Genomic DNA, 20,522 nt, shown 5'->3' on the forward strand with positions numbered 1-20,522 from the left:
AATCATTTACTGTAACGTAAAAACAACGAAATCGTCCGAAGACAATTTCGTTGTTTTTTTATTCTGCCTCTTTCACTGTATAGGTATTCTTCATCAATTCAAAACGGTCTTTCATCCCGGACGTCAGATACACGTTCTTATCCTCATCTACAAAGACTGCCTCCGCATTATATTTCTCAAGCAATTCTAATGCATCATCCATTCCAAGTACAAAACATGCTGTAGAAAGTCCATCTGCCAGAAGTCCGCTGTCACAGACAACCGTCACAGAGTCCAGACCATTCCACACCGGATATCCTGTCTTCGGATCAAGGATATGATGATATCTCTTACCATCTTCCATAAAATATTTTTCATAGTCACCGGAAGTCGAAAGGAATTCTCCACCTTCCAGTGTGATCGCACCAAGGTAATCGCCTTCGACATCACGCGGATCAGTCACAGCAACTTTCCAGTCAGAACCATCCGGTTTCTCGCCGTAAGCCATAACACTGCTACCGCCAAGGTTCAGGATCATTCCTGACACATCTTCCTGTGTCTTCAGAAAATCAGAAACTACATCACAGCCAATTCCTTTTCCGGTTGCTCCCAGATCCAGAGTAGCTCCTTTTTCCAGCGTTACCTTATCGCCATCCAGAGATACTTTCTGGTATCCCACATCTTTCAGAAGTTCATCCAGCTCTGACTGCTCCGGGACATGAGGATTTTCTCCTGTAATATCCCAGAGACGAATGATCTTTCCAATCGTTGGATCAAAAGCTCCATTCGAATCCTTCGCAAGCTGAAATATTTTTTCCAAATAGCCGGCAAGCTCATCTGAAACTTCCGTTGTTTCTCCCGATGCTGCATTCAGTTTCGCGATCTGAGAATCCTCATCCGTCCAGGAAAGATACTCTGTCTCAATATCCCGTATCTTCTGACCAATTGCAGTATTCAGGTCATCTCCTGTTGTATACAATGTTTCAGACACAACTGTATCCATTGCAAAATCCGTATTTGTATATTTCTGTACCTCTATATCCGCCAGTACCGGAACTGCTGTCAATGCCGTGCAGAAAACTCCGCACAGCATGACAGCTGACTTCTTTTTTATCTTCATTCTTTCACCATTTCCCGCTCTTTTACCGGGCCAATCTGAATATTTTTACGTGGGCAGGTCACCTGGCAGGCATGACAGCAGATACATTCCCCTGAAAGCGGTGTATCTCCGTCAATCTCCAGATGTGCAGGGCATCTCTTCCTGCACAGTCCGCATTTTGAAGGGCATTTCTCCCTGTTTCTGTTAAACAGTGCAGACGGAAGGATCGGCATCATTGCAAAAACTGCTCCCATTGGACAAAGGAACTGACAGAAAAATCTTTCCTGTGTACACATTCCGATCAGGATCAGCACCAGCAGGATAATTCCAATCTTATAAGAAGCATTTGGAAGTTTTCTTGCTGTCAGCATGGAAAAGACATCCCACGGGCTCATCCCCTGAAGGGATGCATACCATCCGGTCAGGATGGAAAGCAGAAGAAATGCCAGAAGCACATATTTCACCTTCTGAAGAATTCTGACTGCTTTTTCCGGATAACCATGTCTTCCCTTTTTATGAAATACTTTCTGTCTGATAAAAACAGTCAGTTCATACATGGCATCTCCCAATGAACCGAATGCACATGCATATCCGCAGAAATGTCTGCCAAACAAAATCGTAACCAGAAGAAGTAATCCTGTCACATCAAGAAATGAGTTCCAGGCAATCTGCTGGTGTGCTGCAATTGCCTGAAAAATAGATTTCACGCCCGCAAATGCCGTTGAAAAAAGCGCCGGATAAAAGATAAAAAATACAAGCTGTATGGCAGCCCGGATCAGACGGACCTTTCTCTGCCTCTTTTTCATCAGTTCTCCGCCTTTCCAAGAGCATCTACAACTGCATTGATAATACCTGTAGAGCTGAATGTCGCACCTGATACCGTATCCACATCCGTACTCTGCGCAGAAATGATGGAACTAATCACGCCCTCTCCCTGCGAAAGATAAGCGGAATCCTCACCCGGTGCACTTGTCACCTGAATATCTGTGATCTCATCATTTGCAAGTGTGACCTGTACGGTGATCGCACCTCCAAATCCCTGTGCAGAACCGGTATACGTACCATCTTTGTATACATTTTCCGAATCATCAGACTCTTCTGTATCTGCAGCGTCAGCTCCCTCCGCATCCTCTTTTGCAGCATCATCTTTGTCTTTTGCATCCCTCTGTGCCTGTGCGATCGCTGCTTCCTGATTCTTAGCAGCCTCTTCCAGAGCAGAGAGTATCTCCGTATTCTGTTCTTCCAGCTTCTCCACACGCTTTGTGAGTGCCGTAATCTCCTGTGATTCCTGTGCCTGCGTATCTTTTTTCTGCATAGAATTATATCCTACTACAGCGGCAAGAATCAACAGAAGACACAAAATTCTCATAATAAAATTCTGGTATTTCATCTAAAGTTTTCCTTTCAGACTCCTTATATTTTCAAGTTTTCTTTTTCACTATCGAACATTTATTATTTTGCCTGGCTGATAGCACTCTGAAATGCCTGAATCAGTCCATTTGAAGAATATGTAGCATCTGTCACTGTATCTATTCCATCGGCAGACTGTTTTCCCATGATCTGATTATAAATGCCATTCCATGCATTTGAAAATTCCGGTTCATCATCTTCCCCATCATATCCGGCTGACACAATATTTCCCCCTGATACATTAATCGTAACAGTTACCTGACCATTGAATCCTTCTCCTGTTCCCGTATAACTTCCATCTTTATACCCAGCTCCGGGTGCTGTTGTTGGCTCTGGTGTTGCTGTTGGTTCCGGTGTTGCTGTTGGTTCCGGTGTTGCCGTTGGTTCCGGTGCTGCCGTTGGTTCCGGTGCTGCCGTTGGTTCCGGTGCTGCCGTTGGTTCCGGTGCTGCCGTTGGTTCCGGTGTTGCTGTTGGATTCGGAGTTGGTGTCGCTGTTATATCTGAAGTTTTTAAAGCCTGCTCTAAAGCTGATTTTGCTCCATACAGAATTCCCTCAGAAGAATATGTTGCTCCTGATACAGTATCAATGCCATCTGTGCTTTGTTTTGCAATAATTGCCGGCTGTATTACATTCCATGCATTTCTGAAATATCTTGGTGTTTCTCCTTCATTGGTCTGAGATACTTCCGTAATTATTCCATCTTTAATTGTTACACTGATATTTATCTTTCCACCATATCCAATTCCAGTACCCGTATACGTTCCGTCATTATATAAAACCTTCGGAGTGTCCGGTATAACCGGTGCTGGAGCGGTTGTCGGTACCGGAGTTGGACTTACCGTCACTTCTGGTGCCGGTGTCACATTTACCGAAGCCTGTTCCAGGGCTTTCTGTACCGCCTTGAGAATACCATTTGAAGAAAACGTTGCTCCGATTACGGTGTCCACACCATACACTGCCTGCTTCTCAAGAATCTTCGGCTGAATACTATTCCATGCCTTATTAAAATATTCTTTTGTATCAGTGTTCGTATTTGTGATTGCGGTTATCTTTCCGTCTTTAATCGTAACAGTAACTTTTATCGGACCGTCAAATCCTTCTGCTTCTGCAGTATACATTCCATCTTTATAAGTTACCTCTCCGGACGGTTTTGTGATTTCAACCGGTATCGTTGTTTTATTTGAAGTATTGGTATTCTTCTTTGTCGTCTTTTTCGTTGTCTTTGCAGCTTTTCCTTTTCCGGCCTTTGACAGTGCATTCTGAACTGCCTGGATGATTCCATTTGAGGAATAGGTTGCGCCGCTTACTGCATCGACATTTGGAGTCTGACCGGAAATCATCTTGCTGATCACGCCTTTGGCTGATGCAAAATAAGAGCCTGTTTCACCAGCAGCACTCAGTATTTCTATAGAAGCAATCTTTCCTCCGGAAATCGTTACCTGAACAGTGATCGTTCCACCAAATCCAGTTCCACTTCCCTGATAAATCCCATCTTTATATCCGCCCTTTGGAACAGAAGTTGTAGGTGTCGTGGTCGTTCCCTGCCCCTGCCCAGAAGCTGCTGCTGACTTTTCCGGAAGTGCTTTTGTTTTTCCTGTCGTAATTCCCGCTTTTTTTATTTTGGATTTACTTTTCTTTGTTTTCAGAATGCTGCTGTCTGCCTCATCCGTATCCTTCATTCCTCCGTCATTAAAATATGCAGTTGTCAGCAGACTCGTAAGTTCATCTGATTTTATCAGTTCATTCTCAGCTGCCTGAACTGTTTTTGTACTTTTCACTTCACTGTCCTGCTGAAATCCAGCTGCTGCGATCGCAATAATTACAGCAACTGCCGGAAGAAGTTTCATAAGATTCTTTTTGTACATATAATCTACCCCTTAACATACAAAAGAAGGGGCAGTTATAAACGGCCCCCGTTCTTTTGTATGTGTATTTTATAAAGGAATTATTTTACTGTTACTTTGAATGTCCTTGTAATTCCATTGCATTTAACAGTAATCTTTGCTGTTCCTTTCTTCTTAGCTGTTACAACACCTTTGCTGTTAACTGTTGCAACTTTCTTGTTGCTGGTCTTGTATGTAACTTTAGATACCGGTGCTGCTTTTACTCTAATCGTTGTTTTCTTACCTTTTTTCAGCTTTACAGAAGATTTTACAAGCTTGAAGGAAGGTTTCTTAACTTTAACAGTTAATTTCTTGGTGTATTTACCAACTTTTACAGTAATAACAGCTTTTCCAGCTTTCTTACCTGTGATAACACCCTTACTGTTGATTGTTGCAACTTTCTTATTGCTGGATTTGAAAGTAACTTTTCCTGTTACCTTAGTTTTGGTAACTTTGATTGTAGCTTTCTTTCCGACATAAACCTGTGAGACTTTTGCAGTGATACCAGGCTTAACTACTGGCGTCGGAGTTGCTGTTGGCTTAGTTTCATTTTTACCTGGTGTTACTGTTGGTTTAACATCTGGTGTCACTACCGGCTCTACAGGTTTTTCTTTCTTCACAAGTCCATTGATTGCTGCTGTCAGATGCTCATTAACCTGCTCATCTACTGCAGCCTGGCTGAATGCAACTGTTGTCTTATCCTTAATTGCTGCCTCAATTTCTTTCAGCATTTCCTGTGTTTCAGTAGCTTCATCTTCTACTTTCTTCCAGGATTCCTCTGTATAATCATCCTTATTGAGAGCTTTTACTTTTTCAAGTGCTGCTTTCAGTGCTGTTGTATCAATTGTGGACGGATCTGTTGGAGTCACAATATTGGTAGCTGTTGCATCAAACTCAAATGTATAGTCCTGATATCCCAGTGCATAAACGGTCAATTTCCAGTGACCTGTTCCATCTGTTCCTGCCGGAAGCTGGCATCTTACAGAATGTGTCAGACCAAGCTGAATTCCCATCATTTTATGCATCCAGTTATCAGCAGCAAATTTCGTACCATATGTTGCAAGTACTGTATTACCATTTCCATAGTAATCCCATTTAACTGCCTGCATTGCAGCACCAAGACCACCATAATTACCATTCAGATCCACACGAAGGAATTCTCCATAAGATCCACTTGCTGTTTTAACCTCTGGCTTAATTCCAGTTGCAACTTTGAGATCAGTTCCCTGAATACCGGATTCTGTTCCTGTTTTTCTTGCACTGAAAGAGAAGCTTCCATCTTCATTCTTAGTTACTGTTTTCAGTCCATTTGTGTTTACTGTTACATTTGCAGTCTCGCTGTATGCTTTCAGATTGTTTTCAGAGAAACCACCAACAAGTATTTCACCATTTTTTACTACCGGATATTTTGCTGCAAAATCTGCATAATCTTCAGCTTTTACCTGTACAGGGACATATTTAATACCTGTTACTGCATAATGATCAAGGCTTTCTTTCGCTCCGCCATTTACCTGAATAGATGCCGGAGTACCAGTCTTTCTATCTGCCGGAGTCCAGATTGCAACTGTTCCATCTGCAAGAACCGGTTCTGTACTGCTCTTCCAGTAAGATAACTGATATGCATTGCCTTCTGTTGTATAAATTGTTGCCATGCACTGATAGCTTCCTCTGTGAAGGCCATGATTTGTTGTAGCTCTTGTTACTGCATCAAATGCGCCTGTATCAGATTCATTATGAGAGTCTTTTTCATCAGATCCGCTTACGTTTCCCGCTGCGGTCACACTCTCCTGACTCCAGTATTCACCCCAGGTGAGTCCTGCGTACACATAGCTGTAAAGGCTGTAAGAGAATTCGAGATTATCATATGAACTGGATGTTACTACAAATTTTGTACCTTCTGCCAATTCCAGTTTAGAGGTATCCAGTGTTCCGTCTTTCTTGACAATCACTGTTGCACCTTTTCCTGAAGCTGCATAAGTCTTATCTCCCACTGTTACAGAAGTAATTGTTTTAATATATGCTTTTAACTGGTCTTCAGTAATTCCGTCAGCTGCTGCGATTTTATGTTCTGTCGCATCATATACAGCCGGTACATTTGCCTCTTTTGCATAGAAGGAAGCCTGAATCGGAGCATATACATCATTAGCATCACTGATCGTCAATGTATGGGAACCTGCCGCCAGTGCTCCTGTTGTAATCTTACCATCTGCATAAGCAACTTCTGTTTCGTCAACAGTATATTCTGCTAAAAATCCTTCTGGAAGAGTTCCGTCCAGAGTAACCGCTGCTTCTGTATCAGTTGTATGGATATCTGTAACAGTCGCTGTCACACCAGTTTTGGCCAGAACCTTTACATCTGCAATATCTAATGTATAAATGCCATTACTTGCATAATATGTTACGCTGTCAATTGTCTTTCCCATCATAGACTCAAAATGTTCAGAGTTGAGATGGCATCCATGACTTTCTGTTGTATATCCTGTACTCCATGCCAACTCATATCCTTTCCAGATATTTTCCTGATGGCAGAGACCATAGGTTGTTCCGTCTGTTGTATTAATAACTGCACCATACACTGTGTCAGTATCTATATTGATAATGCTTTTGAATTCAGTCTTATCAAACTTCAGCTGGTAGTCACCATAGTTGGATTTTGTTTTGAATTCAGCCTGCACCTGTTTTGTCTCCGGTGCTGCTGATTTACCTTTAATGGCACTGAATGTAAAACTTCCATCTTCACCGACTGTCAGTTCTTTGTAGTAGGATGGTTCCTCAGAAAGAACATAATAGGAATATGAGTCGCTTTCAAAAAGAGCATCTTTTCCTTTGTATTCTGTAGTAGTTTCTTTTCCCTTTATAGCTGTTGTGATACTCACTGAAGCGTTATCTTTAATCTGTTTTTTGTCCTTCAATACTGAAATATCAGATACTTTCACAGGAAAAGTCACACCAGTGATATCGCTTCCATCTGAATTTACGTGATAAGAGCCTTTTGCAAGACTGGATCTTGTCTTCTGTTTTGTTGCAGATGTGAATGTATCAACTTTCACATCATTATTCTTTAATTCTGCCTTATAAAAATCGTCATAAGGAATGTTCATGAGGACATATGCTTCGCCTTCTGTCTGTCCATCTCCAGCCTCATCAGCAAATTCATCTTCACTGACCTCTGCGCTGAAGAGTTCTTCATCAGATGTTTCTTCATCCTCTGTCACGTCCTCTGCTGCTTCTTCAACGTCTACATCTGTATCCTCTGTATCTTCCACAACATCTGTGTCCGCAGCTTCTGCACTTGCTTCTTCAATATCAGCACTTTCCTCTGCTACAGTAACTTCTGTATCAGAAAAATCTGCTGCAAAAGCTGTTGCCGGCATACTTGTCATTACGACCGCTGCACTCAAAACAACTGGTGCAACTTTTTTCATCAATCTCTGATTTGCCATTTCCTTCCTCCTCTTTATTTATACACCATTGCGTTAGCGTTTTCTAACCATTTATTTTTATACCATAACTCTTTTTTCATGTCCACAAAAATGTTAGCATTTTCTAACCAGAAATTGACTTTTTTTCTCATTAATGTTCTTATTGAAAATCATTTTCAGCAACAAAATAGCACGAAATACACTTGTTATTTTATTTTAACTTTTTCGTAATAAAAAAGCACTATGCAGTTTTTCAACCACACAATGCTTTTTTACTGATTTTTAGAATCTTGTCGGTTCTGATCTACATCTCTTCTTTTAATTTTTCGAAGGCCTCTTTGCTCTCCTGCCATGCTGCAGGTGTTCCTCCGATGATCGAGCATCCCTCATGTAAGGTAATCGGGCTGCCATCGATCTGTGTAATCTTACCTCCGGCTTCCTCCAGGATCACCGATGCTGCCGCATAATCATACGGCTGCAGTTTCAGTTCCAGATAAACGGTGTTACTTCCGGATGCTCCTCTGCAGAGTCCCAGTGCCGCAGAACCACCGCAGCGAATAGAAAGACTGTTCTGGAACATTTCTTTTACCACGCGGAACAGCCAGTCGATTCCTGCTTCATTGTATCTCGCACAGCCAAATTCCACGATTCCCTCTTCCACCGGTTTGTCAGCCATCTGAAGTCTTTTTCCATTCAGATAACTTCCGTGTCCTCTCACTGCCACATACATATCGTCCACATATGGATGATATACAAATCCGGCAATCATCTGCTCGCCATGCGCCAGACCAACCGATATACAACTGTGATGATAATCAAACATAAAGTTCGTAGTTCCATCGATCGGATCTATGTAGAAAGTAAATTCACCCTCTGCATCAGCACCGGCGTTTCCTTCCGTGTCTTCTTCCCCGAAGAAAGCAGCTCCCGGAAGAATCTCACCCAGACCTTTGATCAGAAATCTCTGGATCGCTGTATCATAATCCGTGCAGAAATTTGCAAGTCCCTCTTTTTTGTGGATATTTTCCTCACCCGGTCTCGCCTTCAACATTTTCTGTCCGGCTTCTCTTACCAGTTTCTCGATTGCAGCATATCTTGGTTCCGAACATTCCGGCGCAATCGCCTCTTCCGGAAGGCTTCCCTCTACGACTGTAACAGTTTCCGCAGTGTTTTCCACATCTGCTTCCTTCTGTGCGACATTTTTCCACGGGATAACATCCCAGCCGCCTATTCTCTTCACGCCGAAAACAATTCTTTTTCTGGTTCTCTCAAATCCCCAGTAGATCACTCCACCGAGCATTCCGCCAAGCGTATTAAAGAAAAGATCTGTCAGCTGAAACGTTCCAATTTTCAAAAAAAGCTGGCAGGTTTCAATTCCAAGTGAAAAGCAGAAACTGATCTCAAAACTGTTCAACAATACTTCCTTAATTCTTTTATCCTTTGTGTGATCTTTTTCTTCTCTCGCCCAGAAAAGAAAAATAATAAACGGCATAAACAGTATCAGATTCTCAAAATTCTCCGTATACAGCTGTCCGTTATAATGCAGTCCCCAGATTCCGATCACGTTTTCCAGCGGATTTCCCCAGACGCTCCGACAGAATAACGTACGAAAAAGCAGCATACAGGTATAAAACACAAGGAAAAAGTGTCTGCGAAACCAGCTGCTTTCTTTAAACTGCCAGATCCACGCTCTGGCTACCGGTCCAACCCCCTGCTTCCTTCCCAGCATATAGACACACATGATCAGAACCGCGATAAGCAGCGATGCGCCTGCTGCCTGATAGACTGCTCCAAGAACATCCACCAGCACATTTACAAAATACTTCATATCTTCCCTCTCTCTCCGATCAGTTCATAATAAAAAATATATTGCTGCATAATGCCTCTCATGCCATGATATCTCCTGTTCGGAAAACCTCTGCGATAATGTTCGTTAAGAACCTGCCGGATATGCGTATCGATCGGGAATGCATCCATGTGATGCAATGCAAACAGACAAATGCAGTCTGCTACTTTTTCGCCTACTCCACTGAGCTTCATCAGTTCTTTTCGTGCTCTGCGGTAATACTTCATCTGATACAGTTTTTCCAGTGAAACTTCTCCCTCCAGAATGCTTCGCGTTGTCTCCACGATATATCTGGCACGGTATCCCATTCCAAGCCTCCGCAGTTCTTCTTCTGTCGCCCCGGACAACTGCTGCGGTGTCGGAAAGGAATAATATTCGATATCTCCTGCTTTCAGTTTCTCACCATATCTGACACAAAGCCTCTCGATACAGCTCCGGATTCTGGAAATATTATTCTGCTGCGAGATCAAAAAAGTAATGATCATTTCCCAAAGATCCTGTCGCAGAATACGGATCCCATTTCCGCACTGTACTGCCGCACTCAGATACGTGTCCCTCGGATTCACCTTTTCAATATAGCGTCCATAGTCCGAATCAATATCAAAATACGGTACCCAATAACAGATAAATTCTACATCACTGCAATAAAAATTTACAATGCTTCCTGCCTGAGATATTTTCAGATATTTATCCCCGGCAACCAGTTCATATGTGTTATTTTCTGCCGTCTCGTGCATACGGAAGCACTGTCCCGACCGGCAGATTTCTCTCAGGCTGAAATTATCCAGCTCTACTGTAATCATGTTTTTCTCCGATCCCTTAATTACTGACTTTCGTAATTTTTACATCTGGTGTCTCACTACCCTGTACTCATCCCCATTACGATAATACGGACATTCTTTATATTCTGTACTGATAAAGCGGTAGTATTCATCCTCATCCAGATTCACATCGCAGTAATAGCTTTCACTTTCTTCATCATATACATAATTTGCACAGTAATCACAGCTTGTTGCACTCAAAACAATTCCTCCAACAGATTTATTTTACACCAGATTGTTTTCTGACCGATTCTGTTTATTCCCAAATCTTCCATGGAGCCTGTCCACTCTGCCACAATGTCTCCAGAAGATTCTTTTCACGCAGAGTATCCATACACTGCCAGAATCCTTTGTGGCGATATGCATTCAGCTGTCCCATGCGGGCTGCCTCCACGAGCGGTTCTTTTTCAAATACAGTCTGGTCTCCTTCGATCAGCTCAATAATGGACGGCTCCAGCACCATAAATCCGGCATTGATCCAGCCTCCGTCTTCTTTTTTCTTCTCTTTAAAATTCGTGATCGTTCCATCATTCTGAATATCCAGGATACCAAATCGTCCTCCCGGCTGTGCTGCTGTAATCGTCGCCATTTTACCATGGGAGCGGTGATATTCCAGAAGTTCTCTGATATTTACATCTGCAACTCCGTCACCGTAAGTGAGCATAAACGTATCTCCATCCAGATACTCTTTTACGCGTTTGATACGACCGCCGGTCATAGTATTCAGACCTGTATCAACCAGCGTTACCTTCCATGGTTCCAGCACGTTATTGTGCACGATCATTTTATTTTCCTGTGTAAAATCAAATGTGATATTGCTGTTATGAAGATAGTAATCTGCAAACCACTCCTTGATCACATGCTGCTTATATCCACAGCAGATTACAAATTCATTAAAACCATACGCAGAATACATCTTCATGATGTGCCATAAGATCGGCTTCTCCCCGATCTCGATCATTGGCTTTGGCTTAAGATGACTCTCCTCACTGATCCTTGTCCCAAAACCACCAGCTAAAATAACAACCTTCATAAATACTCTCCAATTCCTGAAACTACATTCCTGCCAATACCCCTATTCTAATACAAACCCCTGCAAAAATAAACCCTAACCTTTTTTCTCCCTGCCCATATAAAAGACTTCCGGATATGAGAAAAGGACCTCTCTCCTGTATCCGGACTCCAGACGCCTGAAGAAATTTGTAGAAGTACTTGATGCATAGAAATTTATTTTGCTCTGTAAAACGGCACTGTTTGAGCGTCAGCGAGTTTGACGTTTTACAGAGTGTTTTTTATAAATTTATATGTTTCTAGTACTTCTGAATTTCTGAATTGTCTGGAATCTGGATACAGGATGAGAGGTCCCACCCTTATATCCTAAATTTTTATAGCTTACTCTTTATGCTCCTCAGCCCACAGTTTATCTGCAACCGGAGCCCACTCCTCGGCATAATGAACACACTTACTGCAAAGATGTTCTGCTGTCTCCTGAGACTGCAGATCTGTTGAATGTGCACCACTTTCTTTTACGATACGCTGCAGGATCTCTGGATTCTCAAGCATCGGGCATGGACGAAGCATGTTATCGTTAAACGGCTGGTTGTTATGGTAAGCCATGAATAACGGCTGTTTCAGAATCTCAAGGATTGTATTCTCATGAATGTTTCCATTGGAATAATGGATAAATACACAAGGTTCTGCATCACCATTTGCATTGATGTGGAAGTAGTTTCTTCCTCCGGCGATACATCCACCAACAAATTCCCCATCATTCTGGAAGTCCATAGTGAAGATTCCAGGGCCATGTTCCATGTTACGGATCTCTCTTACACGGTTCTTCACATAAACACGCTGTTCCGGATTCAGCAGCAGATCAACAGATGCTGCATTTCCAACCGGCATGTAATGGAAGTACAGAGCATAACGGCAACCCTTATCAACAAGCATCTTAATAAACTCATCACTGGTAACGCTCTTATAGTTGGCACTTGTATAGCAGATTGATGTACCAAATACAAGTCCATGCTCTTTCAGCAGATCCATGGCATGCATAACCTTATTGTACACACCTTCTCCACGACGCATATCGTTAACATCCGGCTCACCCTCAACGCTTAAGGCAAGAAACAGGTTTCCAACTTCCTGCATCTGTTTGCAGAGTGCTTCATCAACCAGTGTTCCATTTGTATATGCAAAGAATACACAGTCATTGTGTTTTCTGCAGAGTTCGATGATGTCTTTCTTTCTTACCATCGGCTCTCCACCTGTCATCATATAGAAATAAACTCCCAGTTCTTTACCCTGTGTAACGATTGAATCCATATCGTCAAAGGACAGGTTCAGCTTGTTTCCGTATTCTGCTGCCCAGCATCCTGTACAATGCAGGTTACATGCACTGGTAGGATCCATCAGAATGATCCACGGGATATTACATTTATGTATTTCTCGCATCTCATGAATTGTTTTTGTTCCATTATAGAAAGCTTCAAATCCAAGATTCATCAGAGTTGTCTTCAGAACATTAGGATGGAGTTCCTGTACCATGGAAGTTATATAACGATTCAGTGTATATTCCGGATTACAGGCAACTTTCCTGAGATAATCCCAGTTCACACCCTTTCCAAAATCTTTTAAATACTTCTCAGCAGTGTCGATAATTTTCTCATAAGCTGTCTCAGGATTCTTATTCACCTGATCAACAGCATAATCCATTACTCCTGCGAAAACCTTCTTAGCTGCTGCATGTTTAATCTTGTTCATTGGTATTTCCTCCATCTCTGGCAATATTTTTTTATCTTTCTACATTATATTCAGATAAACTTTCTATTTTCAATGGACAAAAAATGGTCAGTGGGGAAATTTCCCCACCAACCCATTATTTAAGCAATATTATTACTACGTTTAATCTATATGATATACATAGGAATCTTTTCTTGGTGCAGCCTTCGGTGCCGGACCGTCCGCATAACCCAGAATGCAGTGTCCGATCCCTTCATAATCACCTTCGATTCCAAGGGATTTCAGGATTTCTTTTCCTTCTTCACTTTCAAATTCTTCTTTTGCTCTGTGGATCCAGCAGCTTCCGATTCCCTGCTCTTCTGCTTCCAGCATCAGATTTCCCATAACAAGACTTCCGTCATAGACACATGTTGGTCTGCTCTTATCAGCCAGCACGATCAGAACAACCGGTGCTCCATAAAATGGATCCATATTATCAACGCCCATAATCTTTGCATTCATTGCAGAAAGCTTATCACGAAGTTCTTTGTTCGTTACAGCAATGATGATCGGAGACTGTTTTCCCATTCCTGTTGCCGCATAAGTTCCTGCTTCGATGATCTTCTCCAGCTTATCCTGTGGAATCATATCACTCCTGTATTTACGGATACTTCTTCTGCTTTTGATTTTGTCAAGTACTTCACTCATGATAAATACCTCCCTGTGATCATTTATTTAGTGGGTGTTCTCACCACCCATATTCCTGCCTACATCATATAATCAGGAAACTTTTTCGTCAAGAATTTCCACCTGTCATATATGCAGATCATCCAGATTTTTTAGTGTTTCAAACGGAATCGTTCCTCCAAAAAGATCCAATGCGCTGCCAACGGTAACATCCAAACGATCTTTTCCATGCTTTTTCAGAAGTTTCAGATCTTCCATGCTTCCGACACCTCCCGCATAAGTCACCGGTCGCTGTGTATAGTCAGAAAGCAGGTCCGCCAGTTCTGTTTCAATTCCATTTGCCTTTCCCTCGACATCTACCGCATGCACAAGGAATTCATCACAATGATTTCCCAGTTCTTCCATTACTTCGAGTGTCACCGGTACATTTGTAAATTTCTGCCAACGATCTGTCACAATAAAATACTGATCGTCTTTTTTACGGCAGCTTAAGTCCAGAACCAGATGCTCTTTTCCTGCAATTTCTTCTATTTTTTTTAGATTTTCCCAGGAAAGCTGTCCGTCTTTAAAGACGTAGGAAGTAACAATTACATGACTTGCCCCTGCTTTCAGATAATCTTCCGCATTATCCGGACAGACACCACCGCCGATCTGTAAGCCTCCCGGATAAGCTGCCAGCGCCTTAAGTGCCTGATTTCTGGTCGCCTCGTAATACTCTGAATCTTTTCCGTTCAAAAGGATAACATGTCCGCCCTTTAATCCGGCATTTTTATACAGCTCAGCATAAAAGGCTGCATCCTGACCGGACACAAAATTCTCTCTTGCCTGATCTCCGGCATCTTTGAGGCTTCCGCCTACGATCTGTTTTACTTTTCCATTATGTATGTCAATGCATGGTCGAAATTTCATCTGTATTTTCCTTTCAAAAAGGCCCCGGATTTCCTGAATCCGAAGCCTGTACTATAAATCATCAGGTTTATCTGATGCTATGATAATATGATTTTTCATCTGATGCAAGCACTTTATTGTGCTAAACGAATAAATCAAATCATTGGTTGCTGTGAACGGGGTGAACAGTAACCGTTATCGTGTCTCGGCATCTCCATCAATGACATCTCCGACCGCATCACCGACATCTTCTACTGCGTTGCCAACTCCATCGCCAATATCACGGACACCATCACCAAGATCCTGCGCCACATTTCCATCTTCTGTATTATTGGGCACATTATCATTGTCTGTTCCCTCGGACATGGTATCACCGTTATCGATTGCAGCATCGTCTGCCACACCTTCGTTGTCCGTTACTTTATTATTTGAATTATCCGTATTTTCATTGTCTTTTTTATCATTCACAGCATCTGCATTTTCATTCGTCCCTGTATCGGTCGTGTTTTCTTCTGCAGCTGTTCCTGCCTCATCTGCCGGTGCATTGTTATTTCCGCAGGCAGTAAAGATGCTCAACGTCAGGATCAGGAGGATTCCTGTCAGAATTGTGCGTATTTTTTTCATTCTAATTTCTCCTTTACTATGGATTTAAACTTGTAATGATAATATGTACAATCTGGCAGATTCCTATACAAAATAATGTAAAAAAACAGGCACATATCTTTCGATACATGCCTGCCAGAATTTCAATATTAATACAAAACTACGATCAGCCTTCGATCACATCAGCCATATCGTATTTTCCGGCCGGTTTACCAGCCAGGAATTTAGCCGCTTCAATTGCACCTTTACCGAAGATGGCTTTTGAATAAGCGGTATGCTTAAATTCAATCACTTCGTCTTCGCCGGCAAAGATCACTTCATGCTCACCAACGATCGTACCGCCACGTACTGCAGAAATACCGATTTCTTTTTCATCACGCATCTCACGTTTTTGGCTTCTGTCATACACATAGTGATACTGATTATCCATCGCTTCATTCAGGCTGTCAGCAAGTGCCAGCGCTGTACCGCTCGGAGCATCCAGTTTCAGATGATGATGTTTCTCTACAATCTCCATATCAAATCCAGCTGTTGCAAGAACCTTTGCAGCTTCCTGGATCAGTTTCATCAGAGTGTTGATACCAAGTGACATGTTTGCAGATTTCAGTACCGGAATCTTTTTTGCTGTCTCTTCAACTTTTGCAAGCTGTTCTTCAGACAGACCTGTTGTGCAGAGAACAACCGGAAGGTTACGCTCTGTGCAGTAATCCAGTAATGCATCTGCTGCCTTTGCAGAAGAGAAATCGATCAGGACATCTGCCTCTGTCTGACATTCTTTAATATTGGTAAATACCGGATAAGTAGTATTTCCTTTATCTGTTACATCAATTCCTGCTACGATCTCTGCATTGGCATCTTTTGCAACAAGATCAGAAATCACCTGTCCCATATGTCCGCAGCATCCGTGCATGATAATTTTTACCATAATAGTATTCCTCCGTATCCTATGCCTGTTTTATGCCAGCTTAATTCCGAAATCCTGCAGTGCTTTCTTCAGGGTTTCTTTATTGCTTTCTTCCATTTCACAAAGAGGCATACGAAGAGGTCCTACATTCATACCCATCAGGTTCAGTGCTGTCTTAACCGGAATCGGATTGACTTCACAGAACAGAGCATTGATCAGCGGAATCGCATCGATCTGAATCTTGGCAGCACCTGCAGTGTCACCTTCCATGAATTTCATGACCATATCATGTGTTTCCTTCGGTGCAACATTAGAAAGTACAGAGATAACGCCAAGTCCGCCAAGTGAAAGGATCGGCAGAACCTGATCATCATTTCCGGAATACAGTTCCAGATCAGCACCTGCCAGAGATACTGTCTTTGCGATCTGAGAAAGATCTCCGCTTGCGGCTTTCAGGCCTACGATGTTCTTAACATTTTTAACCAGTGTGGCAACGGTTGCCGGCTGGATGTTACATCCTGTACGACTCGGTACATTATACATAATGATCGGAGTCTCAGGAACTGCATTTGCGATTGCAGTATAGTGAGCGATAAGTCCCTTTTGTGTTGCTTTATTATAATAAGGAGTTACAACCAGTAATGCATCTGCTCCGTAGGATGCAGCTTCCTTTGACATCATGATTGCTGTCTCTGTACAGTTAGAACCTGTTCCTGCGATAACCGGTACACGTTTATTTACTTTATCAATTGCAAATTTAATTGTTTTAAGATGTTCTCCGTGTGTCATTGTAGAAGACTCACCGGTTGTTCCACAGATAATAATGGCATCTGTGCTGTTGGCGATCTGGAATTCCAGCAGTTCTTCCAGTTTATCGTAATTCACCTTTCCATCTTCATACATAGGGGTAACAATTGCGACGCCCGCACCTTTAAAAATTGCCATTTTAACTCCTCCTTTTATTCTTCTGTAATTTATATTATTCGTTGGCATCCAATGGATGAACTTCCTCGGTGTTCAGCGTTGTGATCACATCTACATACGGTCTTAATTCCTCCGGGAAATTCCATCCAGTCATGACAATATGCATAGATTCATCCTTGTGTTTCAGTATATCTGCGATTCCCTCAACTGTTATGATACCACAGTCAAGAAGTCCAAGAATCTCATCAAGAACCAAAAAATCGCATTCCTGAGTAACAACAACTTTACGGGCAAAATTCAGTCCGTTCAGAATGTTGGATTTCTCCTCTGCCTTTTCTTCTTCTGTCAGGTCTTCGTAGCAGCATTCTCTCTTTTCGAAGCGAAAGATCTTAAAATCCAGGTTGTCCACATCCTGCAAGAAATCCAGCGAACGCTGGTCTCTTCCTTTCAGAAACTGGATCACGATCACGCTTTTGCCCTGGGTAGCCACACGGAGACTCTGTCCGATAGCCAGTGCAGTCTTGCCTTTGCCGTTTCCGCAGTATACCTCTGTTAATTCTTTTTCCATAATACTTCCTCTTAATGTTATCTAAGACTCGCTTATCGCATTATTGGTCTTATCTTACCGCAGTTCCGCCAAAAAAGCAATACCGAACTACTTTGCCCCTTCTAATCTATATATTCCAGCTTACTTACAGACACCTCATATGCTGTTCTTCTCTCTGACTGATTCTCACCGATCCGCTTCATATATTCACGGCTCTGAATTCTTCCCCACAGAAGCACATGACCTCCAACAGTAAACGCTGATGCATATCTGGCATTTCTGCCCCAGCAGATACATGGTATGTAATCAGATTTACTGTAAGGACGGTTCACTGCCAGAAGCATATCTGCAATTTCTCTGCCAAGCGGCGTTTTTCGGTAGACCGGCGGCTTACAGATAAATCCATCCAGGAAGATCTGATTGACCGGAAGTGATTCGTCCTGCTCCTCAACAAAATTTACTTCCCTCGCAAAAACAGAAAGAACCAGACGGTTATGTTTTTCTTCATGCCTGTTATAAGACCGGAATTGTCCATGGATCTCAATATACTGCCCCGTATAATCCTGCGTTATATCCAGAAGCCTTTCTGAAACCATGACCGGAATCCTGTCCTCAGAATCACTCAGCCTGCGCACAAGAAGCTCCATGGTATAAAAGCCTTCACCAAATACCTGATGACTGAATGTGAAGCCTGTATCAATTTTCCCCATGATCGATACCTGATTGTTTTCAATGATTTTGTCTGCCATAATGTTGTTCTCCTTCCTCTTTGGGTATTTTGTCTATACTAAGCTATGAATACCCCTGAAGATTTAGAACCAAAAAATTAAAAAAATTTCTGTAACTCCTTGTAATCTGCGAAAAATGTGGTAAACTGGAATATCGTATCACGAAAAAAAGTTTTTACACATTTATATAGAAGAAAAAAGAAAGGATTTCGATTTTTATGAAGACAAAACGCGAAGACGTACGTAACGTTGCCATCATCGCCCATGTCGATCACGGCAAAACTACCCTGGTGGATCAGCTCCTTAAACAAAGCGGTGTATTCCGTGAAAACCAGGAAGTTCAGGAACGTGTCATGGACTCCAACGACATTGAACGTGAGCGTGGAATTACTATTTTATCCAAAAACACTGCTGTACATTACAAGGGAGTAAAGATCAATATCATTGATACCCCTGGCCATGCAGACTTCGGTGGTGAAGTAGAACGTGTTCTTAAGATGGTAGACGGCGTTATTCTTCTGGTAGATGCCTTTGAAGGTGCTATGCCACAGACTAAATTCGTTCTCCGTAAAGCTCTGGAACTGGACCTTCATGTCATCGTCTGCATCAACAAGATCGACCGTCCGGAAGCCCGTCCGGAAGAAGTTATTGATGAAGTTCTGGAACTTCTCATGGACCTTGAAGCATCCGATGAGCAGCTTGACTGCCCGTTCCTGTATGCATCCGCAAAAGCAGGACATGCGGTTCTTGACCTTGCAGACACACCGGAAAACATGGCTCCGCTGTTTGAAACCATCCTGAAATATATCCCGGCACCGGAAGGTGATCCGGACGCAGACACACAGGTACTGATCAGTACCATCGATTACAACGAATATGTTGGACGTATCGGTGTCGGCAAAGTTGAAAATGGAAAAATTGCAGTAAACCAGGAGCTGACACTTCTGAACCACCACGACCTTGACAAACGTAAAAAAGTTAAGATCAGCAAGCTTTATGAATTTGATGGTCTGAACAAGGTCGAAGTAAAAGAAGCATCTATCGGATCTATCGTAGCGATCTCCGGTATCGAAGATATCCATATCGGTGATACCCTCTGCGGCGGTGACAACCCGGAAGCAATTCCTTTCCAGAAGATTTCCGAGCCAACTCTTTCCATGAACTTCATGGTAAATGACAGCCCGCTCGCCGGACAGGAAGGTAAATACATCACTTCCCGTCATCTTCGTGACCGTCTGTACCGTGAGCTGAACACCGATGTCAGCCTTCGTGTAGAAGATACTGACTCTACAGAGTGCTTCAAAGTTTCCGGACGTGGTGAACTTCATCTCTCCGTACTGATTGAGAACATGCGCCGTGAAGGTTATGAATTCGCAGTAAGTAAACCGGAAGTTCTGTATCACACGGACGAACGTGGTAAGAAACTTGAGCCAATGGAAATCGCTTACGTAGATGTTCCGGAAGAATTCTCCGGTACTGTTATCCAGAAATTGAGCGAGCGTAAAGGTGAACTTCAGGGAATGAGCACAGCAAGTGACGGATCTGTTCGTCTGGAATTCCACATTCCATCTCGTGGACTGATCGGATTCCGTGGTGAATTTCTGACTTCCACCAAGGGTACCGGTATCCTGAATACTACTTTCGACGGATATGCACCATATAAAGGAGATTTCCAGTATCGTAAACAGGGATCCCTGATTGCCTTTGAATCCGGTGAAGCAGTTGCATATGGTCTGTTCTCAGCGCAGGATCGTGGAACACTCTTCGTTGGTCCTGGCGAAAAAGTATACAGTGGTATGGTCATCGGGCAGAATGGTAAAGCCGAAGACATCGAGCTGAATGTCTGCAAGACAAAACATCTGACCAATACACGTTCTTCTTCCGCGGATGAAGCTCTGAAACTGACACCGCCAAGAGTTCTCAGCCTCGAGCAGGCAATCGAATTCATCGATCAGGACGAACTTCTGGAAGTAACACCAGAAAGCCTTCGTATCCGTAAGAGAATTCTGGATCCTAGAGAAAGAAAACGTGCAGCATTTCGTAAGCAGTGATAAAAACATTA

At 42.6% G+C, this 20,522-nt stretch carries 18 protein-coding genes; 1 reads left to right on the forward strand and 17 read right to left on the reverse strand.

Annotation, left to right across the window (positions count from 1 at the left end):
* Positions 1-58: 58 nt before the first annotated feature.
* The 17 genes from NQ503_RS15100 to NQ503_RS15180 all read right to left on the reverse strand — a co-directional run bounded on the left by NQ503_RS15100 (position 59) and on the right by NQ503_RS15180 (position 18,481).
* Positions 59-1,099: an FAD:protein FMN transferase gene (locus tag NQ503_RS15100; RefSeq protein WP_005428414.1), complete on the reverse strand. Its 1,041-nt coding sequence runs from the start codon at positions 1,097-1,099 to the stop codon at positions 59-61.
* The gene (locus NQ503_RS15105) at positions 1,096-1,884 is read right to left on the reverse strand and encodes a 4Fe-4S binding protein (RefSeq protein ID WP_005428416.1); all 789 of its coding nucleotides are present in this window, start codon (positions 1,882-1,884) and stop codon (positions 1,096-1,098) included. Before NQ503_RS15105 ends, NQ503_RS15100 begins: the two co-directional genes overlap by 4 nt.
* Positions 1,884-2,468: an FMN-binding protein gene (locus NQ503_RS15110; protein WP_005428417.1), complete on the reverse strand. Its 585-nt coding sequence runs from the start codon at positions 2,466-2,468 to the stop codon at positions 1,884-1,886. Before NQ503_RS15110 ends, NQ503_RS15105 begins: the two co-directional genes overlap by 1 nt.
* Before the next feature lie 62 nt (positions 2,469-2,530).
* A complete protein-coding gene (locus NQ503_RS15115) occupies positions 2,531-4,354 on the reverse strand; it encodes an FMN-binding protein (protein ID WP_005428418.1) in 1,824 nt (607 codons plus the stop codon).
* 80 nt (positions 4,355-4,434) lie between these two features.
* Positions 4,435-7,815 carry a penicillin-binding Tp47 domain C-containing protein gene (locus NQ503_RS15120; protein ID WP_005428419.1) on the reverse strand — a complete coding sequence of 1,127 codons (3,381 nt, stop codon included), beginning with the start codon at positions 7,813-7,815 and terminating at the stop codon, positions 4,435-4,437.
* 283 nt (positions 7,816-8,098) lie between these two features.
* The gene (locus NQ503_RS15125; protein ID WP_227190150.1) at positions 8,099-9,622 is read right to left on the reverse strand and encodes an inositol monophosphatase family protein; all 1,524 of its coding nucleotides are present in this window, start codon (positions 9,620-9,622) and stop codon (positions 8,099-8,101) included.
* Positions 9,619-10,443, reverse strand: a complete 825-nt coding sequence (locus NQ503_RS15130; RefSeq protein ID WP_044926275.1) for a DNA-3-methyladenine glycosylase family protein — start codon at positions 10,441-10,443, stop codon at positions 9,619-9,621. Before NQ503_RS15130 ends, NQ503_RS15125 begins: the two co-directional genes overlap by 4 nt.
* A gap of 39 nt (positions 10,444-10,482) precedes the next feature.
* Entirely contained in the window at positions 10,483-10,662 is a 180-nt protein-coding gene (locus NQ503_RS15135) for a DUF6472 family protein (RefSeq protein ID WP_005428427.1), read from the reverse strand.
* A 55-nt stretch (positions 10,663-10,717) separates the two neighbouring features.
* Positions 10,718-11,494, reverse strand: coding sequence for a glucose-1-phosphate cytidylyltransferase (gene rfbF, locus NQ503_RS15140; protein WP_005428430.1), 777 nt, complete (start codon positions 11,492-11,494; stop codon positions 10,718-10,720).
* Between the two features lie 359 nt (positions 11,495-11,853).
* Positions 11,854-13,221 (reverse strand): radical SAM protein, encoded by a 1,368-nt coding sequence (locus tag NQ503_RS15145; protein ID WP_022388282.1) that lies wholly within the window; start codon positions 13,219-13,221, stop codon positions 11,854-11,856.
* 141 nt (positions 13,222-13,362) lie between these two features.
* Positions 13,363-13,887, reverse strand: coding sequence for a nitroreductase (locus tag NQ503_RS15150; protein ID WP_005428435.1), 525 nt, complete (start codon positions 13,885-13,887; stop codon positions 13,363-13,365).
* Positions 13,888-13,992: 105 nt separating this feature from the next.
* Complete coding sequence (gene hisA / locus NQ503_RS15155; RefSeq protein ID WP_005428437.1) at positions 13,993-14,775, reverse strand: phosphoribosylformimino-5-aminoimidazole carboxamide ribotide isomerase; 783 nt, start codon at positions 14,773-14,775, stop codon at positions 13,993-13,995.
* A gap of 174 nt (positions 14,776-14,949) precedes the next feature.
* Positions 14,950-15,378 carry a hypothetical protein gene (locus NQ503_RS15160; protein ID WP_005428439.1) on the reverse strand — a complete coding sequence of 143 codons (429 nt, stop codon included), beginning with the start codon at positions 15,376-15,378 and terminating at the stop codon, positions 14,950-14,952.
* A gap of 145 nt (positions 15,379-15,523) precedes the next feature.
* A complete protein-coding gene (gene dapB, locus NQ503_RS15165; RefSeq protein ID WP_022388285.1) occupies positions 15,524-16,282 on the reverse strand; it encodes a 4-hydroxy-tetrahydrodipicolinate reductase in 759 nt (252 codons plus the stop codon).
* A gap of 30 nt (positions 16,283-16,312) precedes the next feature.
* The gene (gene dapA / locus NQ503_RS15170) at positions 16,313-17,206 is read right to left on the reverse strand and encodes a 4-hydroxy-tetrahydrodipicolinate synthase (protein WP_022388286.1); all 894 of its coding nucleotides are present in this window, start codon (positions 17,204-17,206) and stop codon (positions 16,313-16,315) included.
* 34 nt (positions 17,207-17,240) lie between these two features.
* Positions 17,241-17,753 (reverse strand): cob(I)yrinic acid a,c-diamide adenosyltransferase, encoded by a 513-nt coding sequence (locus NQ503_RS15175; protein ID WP_005428442.1) that lies wholly within the window; start codon positions 17,751-17,753, stop codon positions 17,241-17,243.
* Between the two features lie 101 nt (positions 17,754-17,854).
* Positions 17,855-18,481 (reverse strand): single-stranded DNA-binding protein, encoded by a 627-nt coding sequence (locus NQ503_RS15180; RefSeq protein WP_005428443.1) that lies wholly within the window; start codon positions 18,479-18,481, stop codon positions 17,855-17,857.
* Between the two features lie 197 nt (positions 18,482-18,678).
* Between NQ503_RS15180 and typA the strand changes: the two genes are divergently transcribed.
* On the forward strand, positions 18,679-20,511 hold the full coding sequence (gene typA, locus NQ503_RS15185) for a translational GTPase TypA (protein WP_005428444.1): 1,833 nt from the start codon (positions 18,679-18,681) through the stop codon (positions 20,509-20,511).
* The last annotated feature ends 11 nt before the right edge of the window (positions 20,512-20,522 follow it).

The sequence above is a fragment of the Blautia obeum ATCC 29174 genome (genome assembly GCF_025147765.1).
In the GTDB taxonomy this organism is placed as follows: Bacteria; Bacillota; Clostridia; order Lachnospirales; family Lachnospiraceae; genus Blautia_A; species Blautia_A obeum.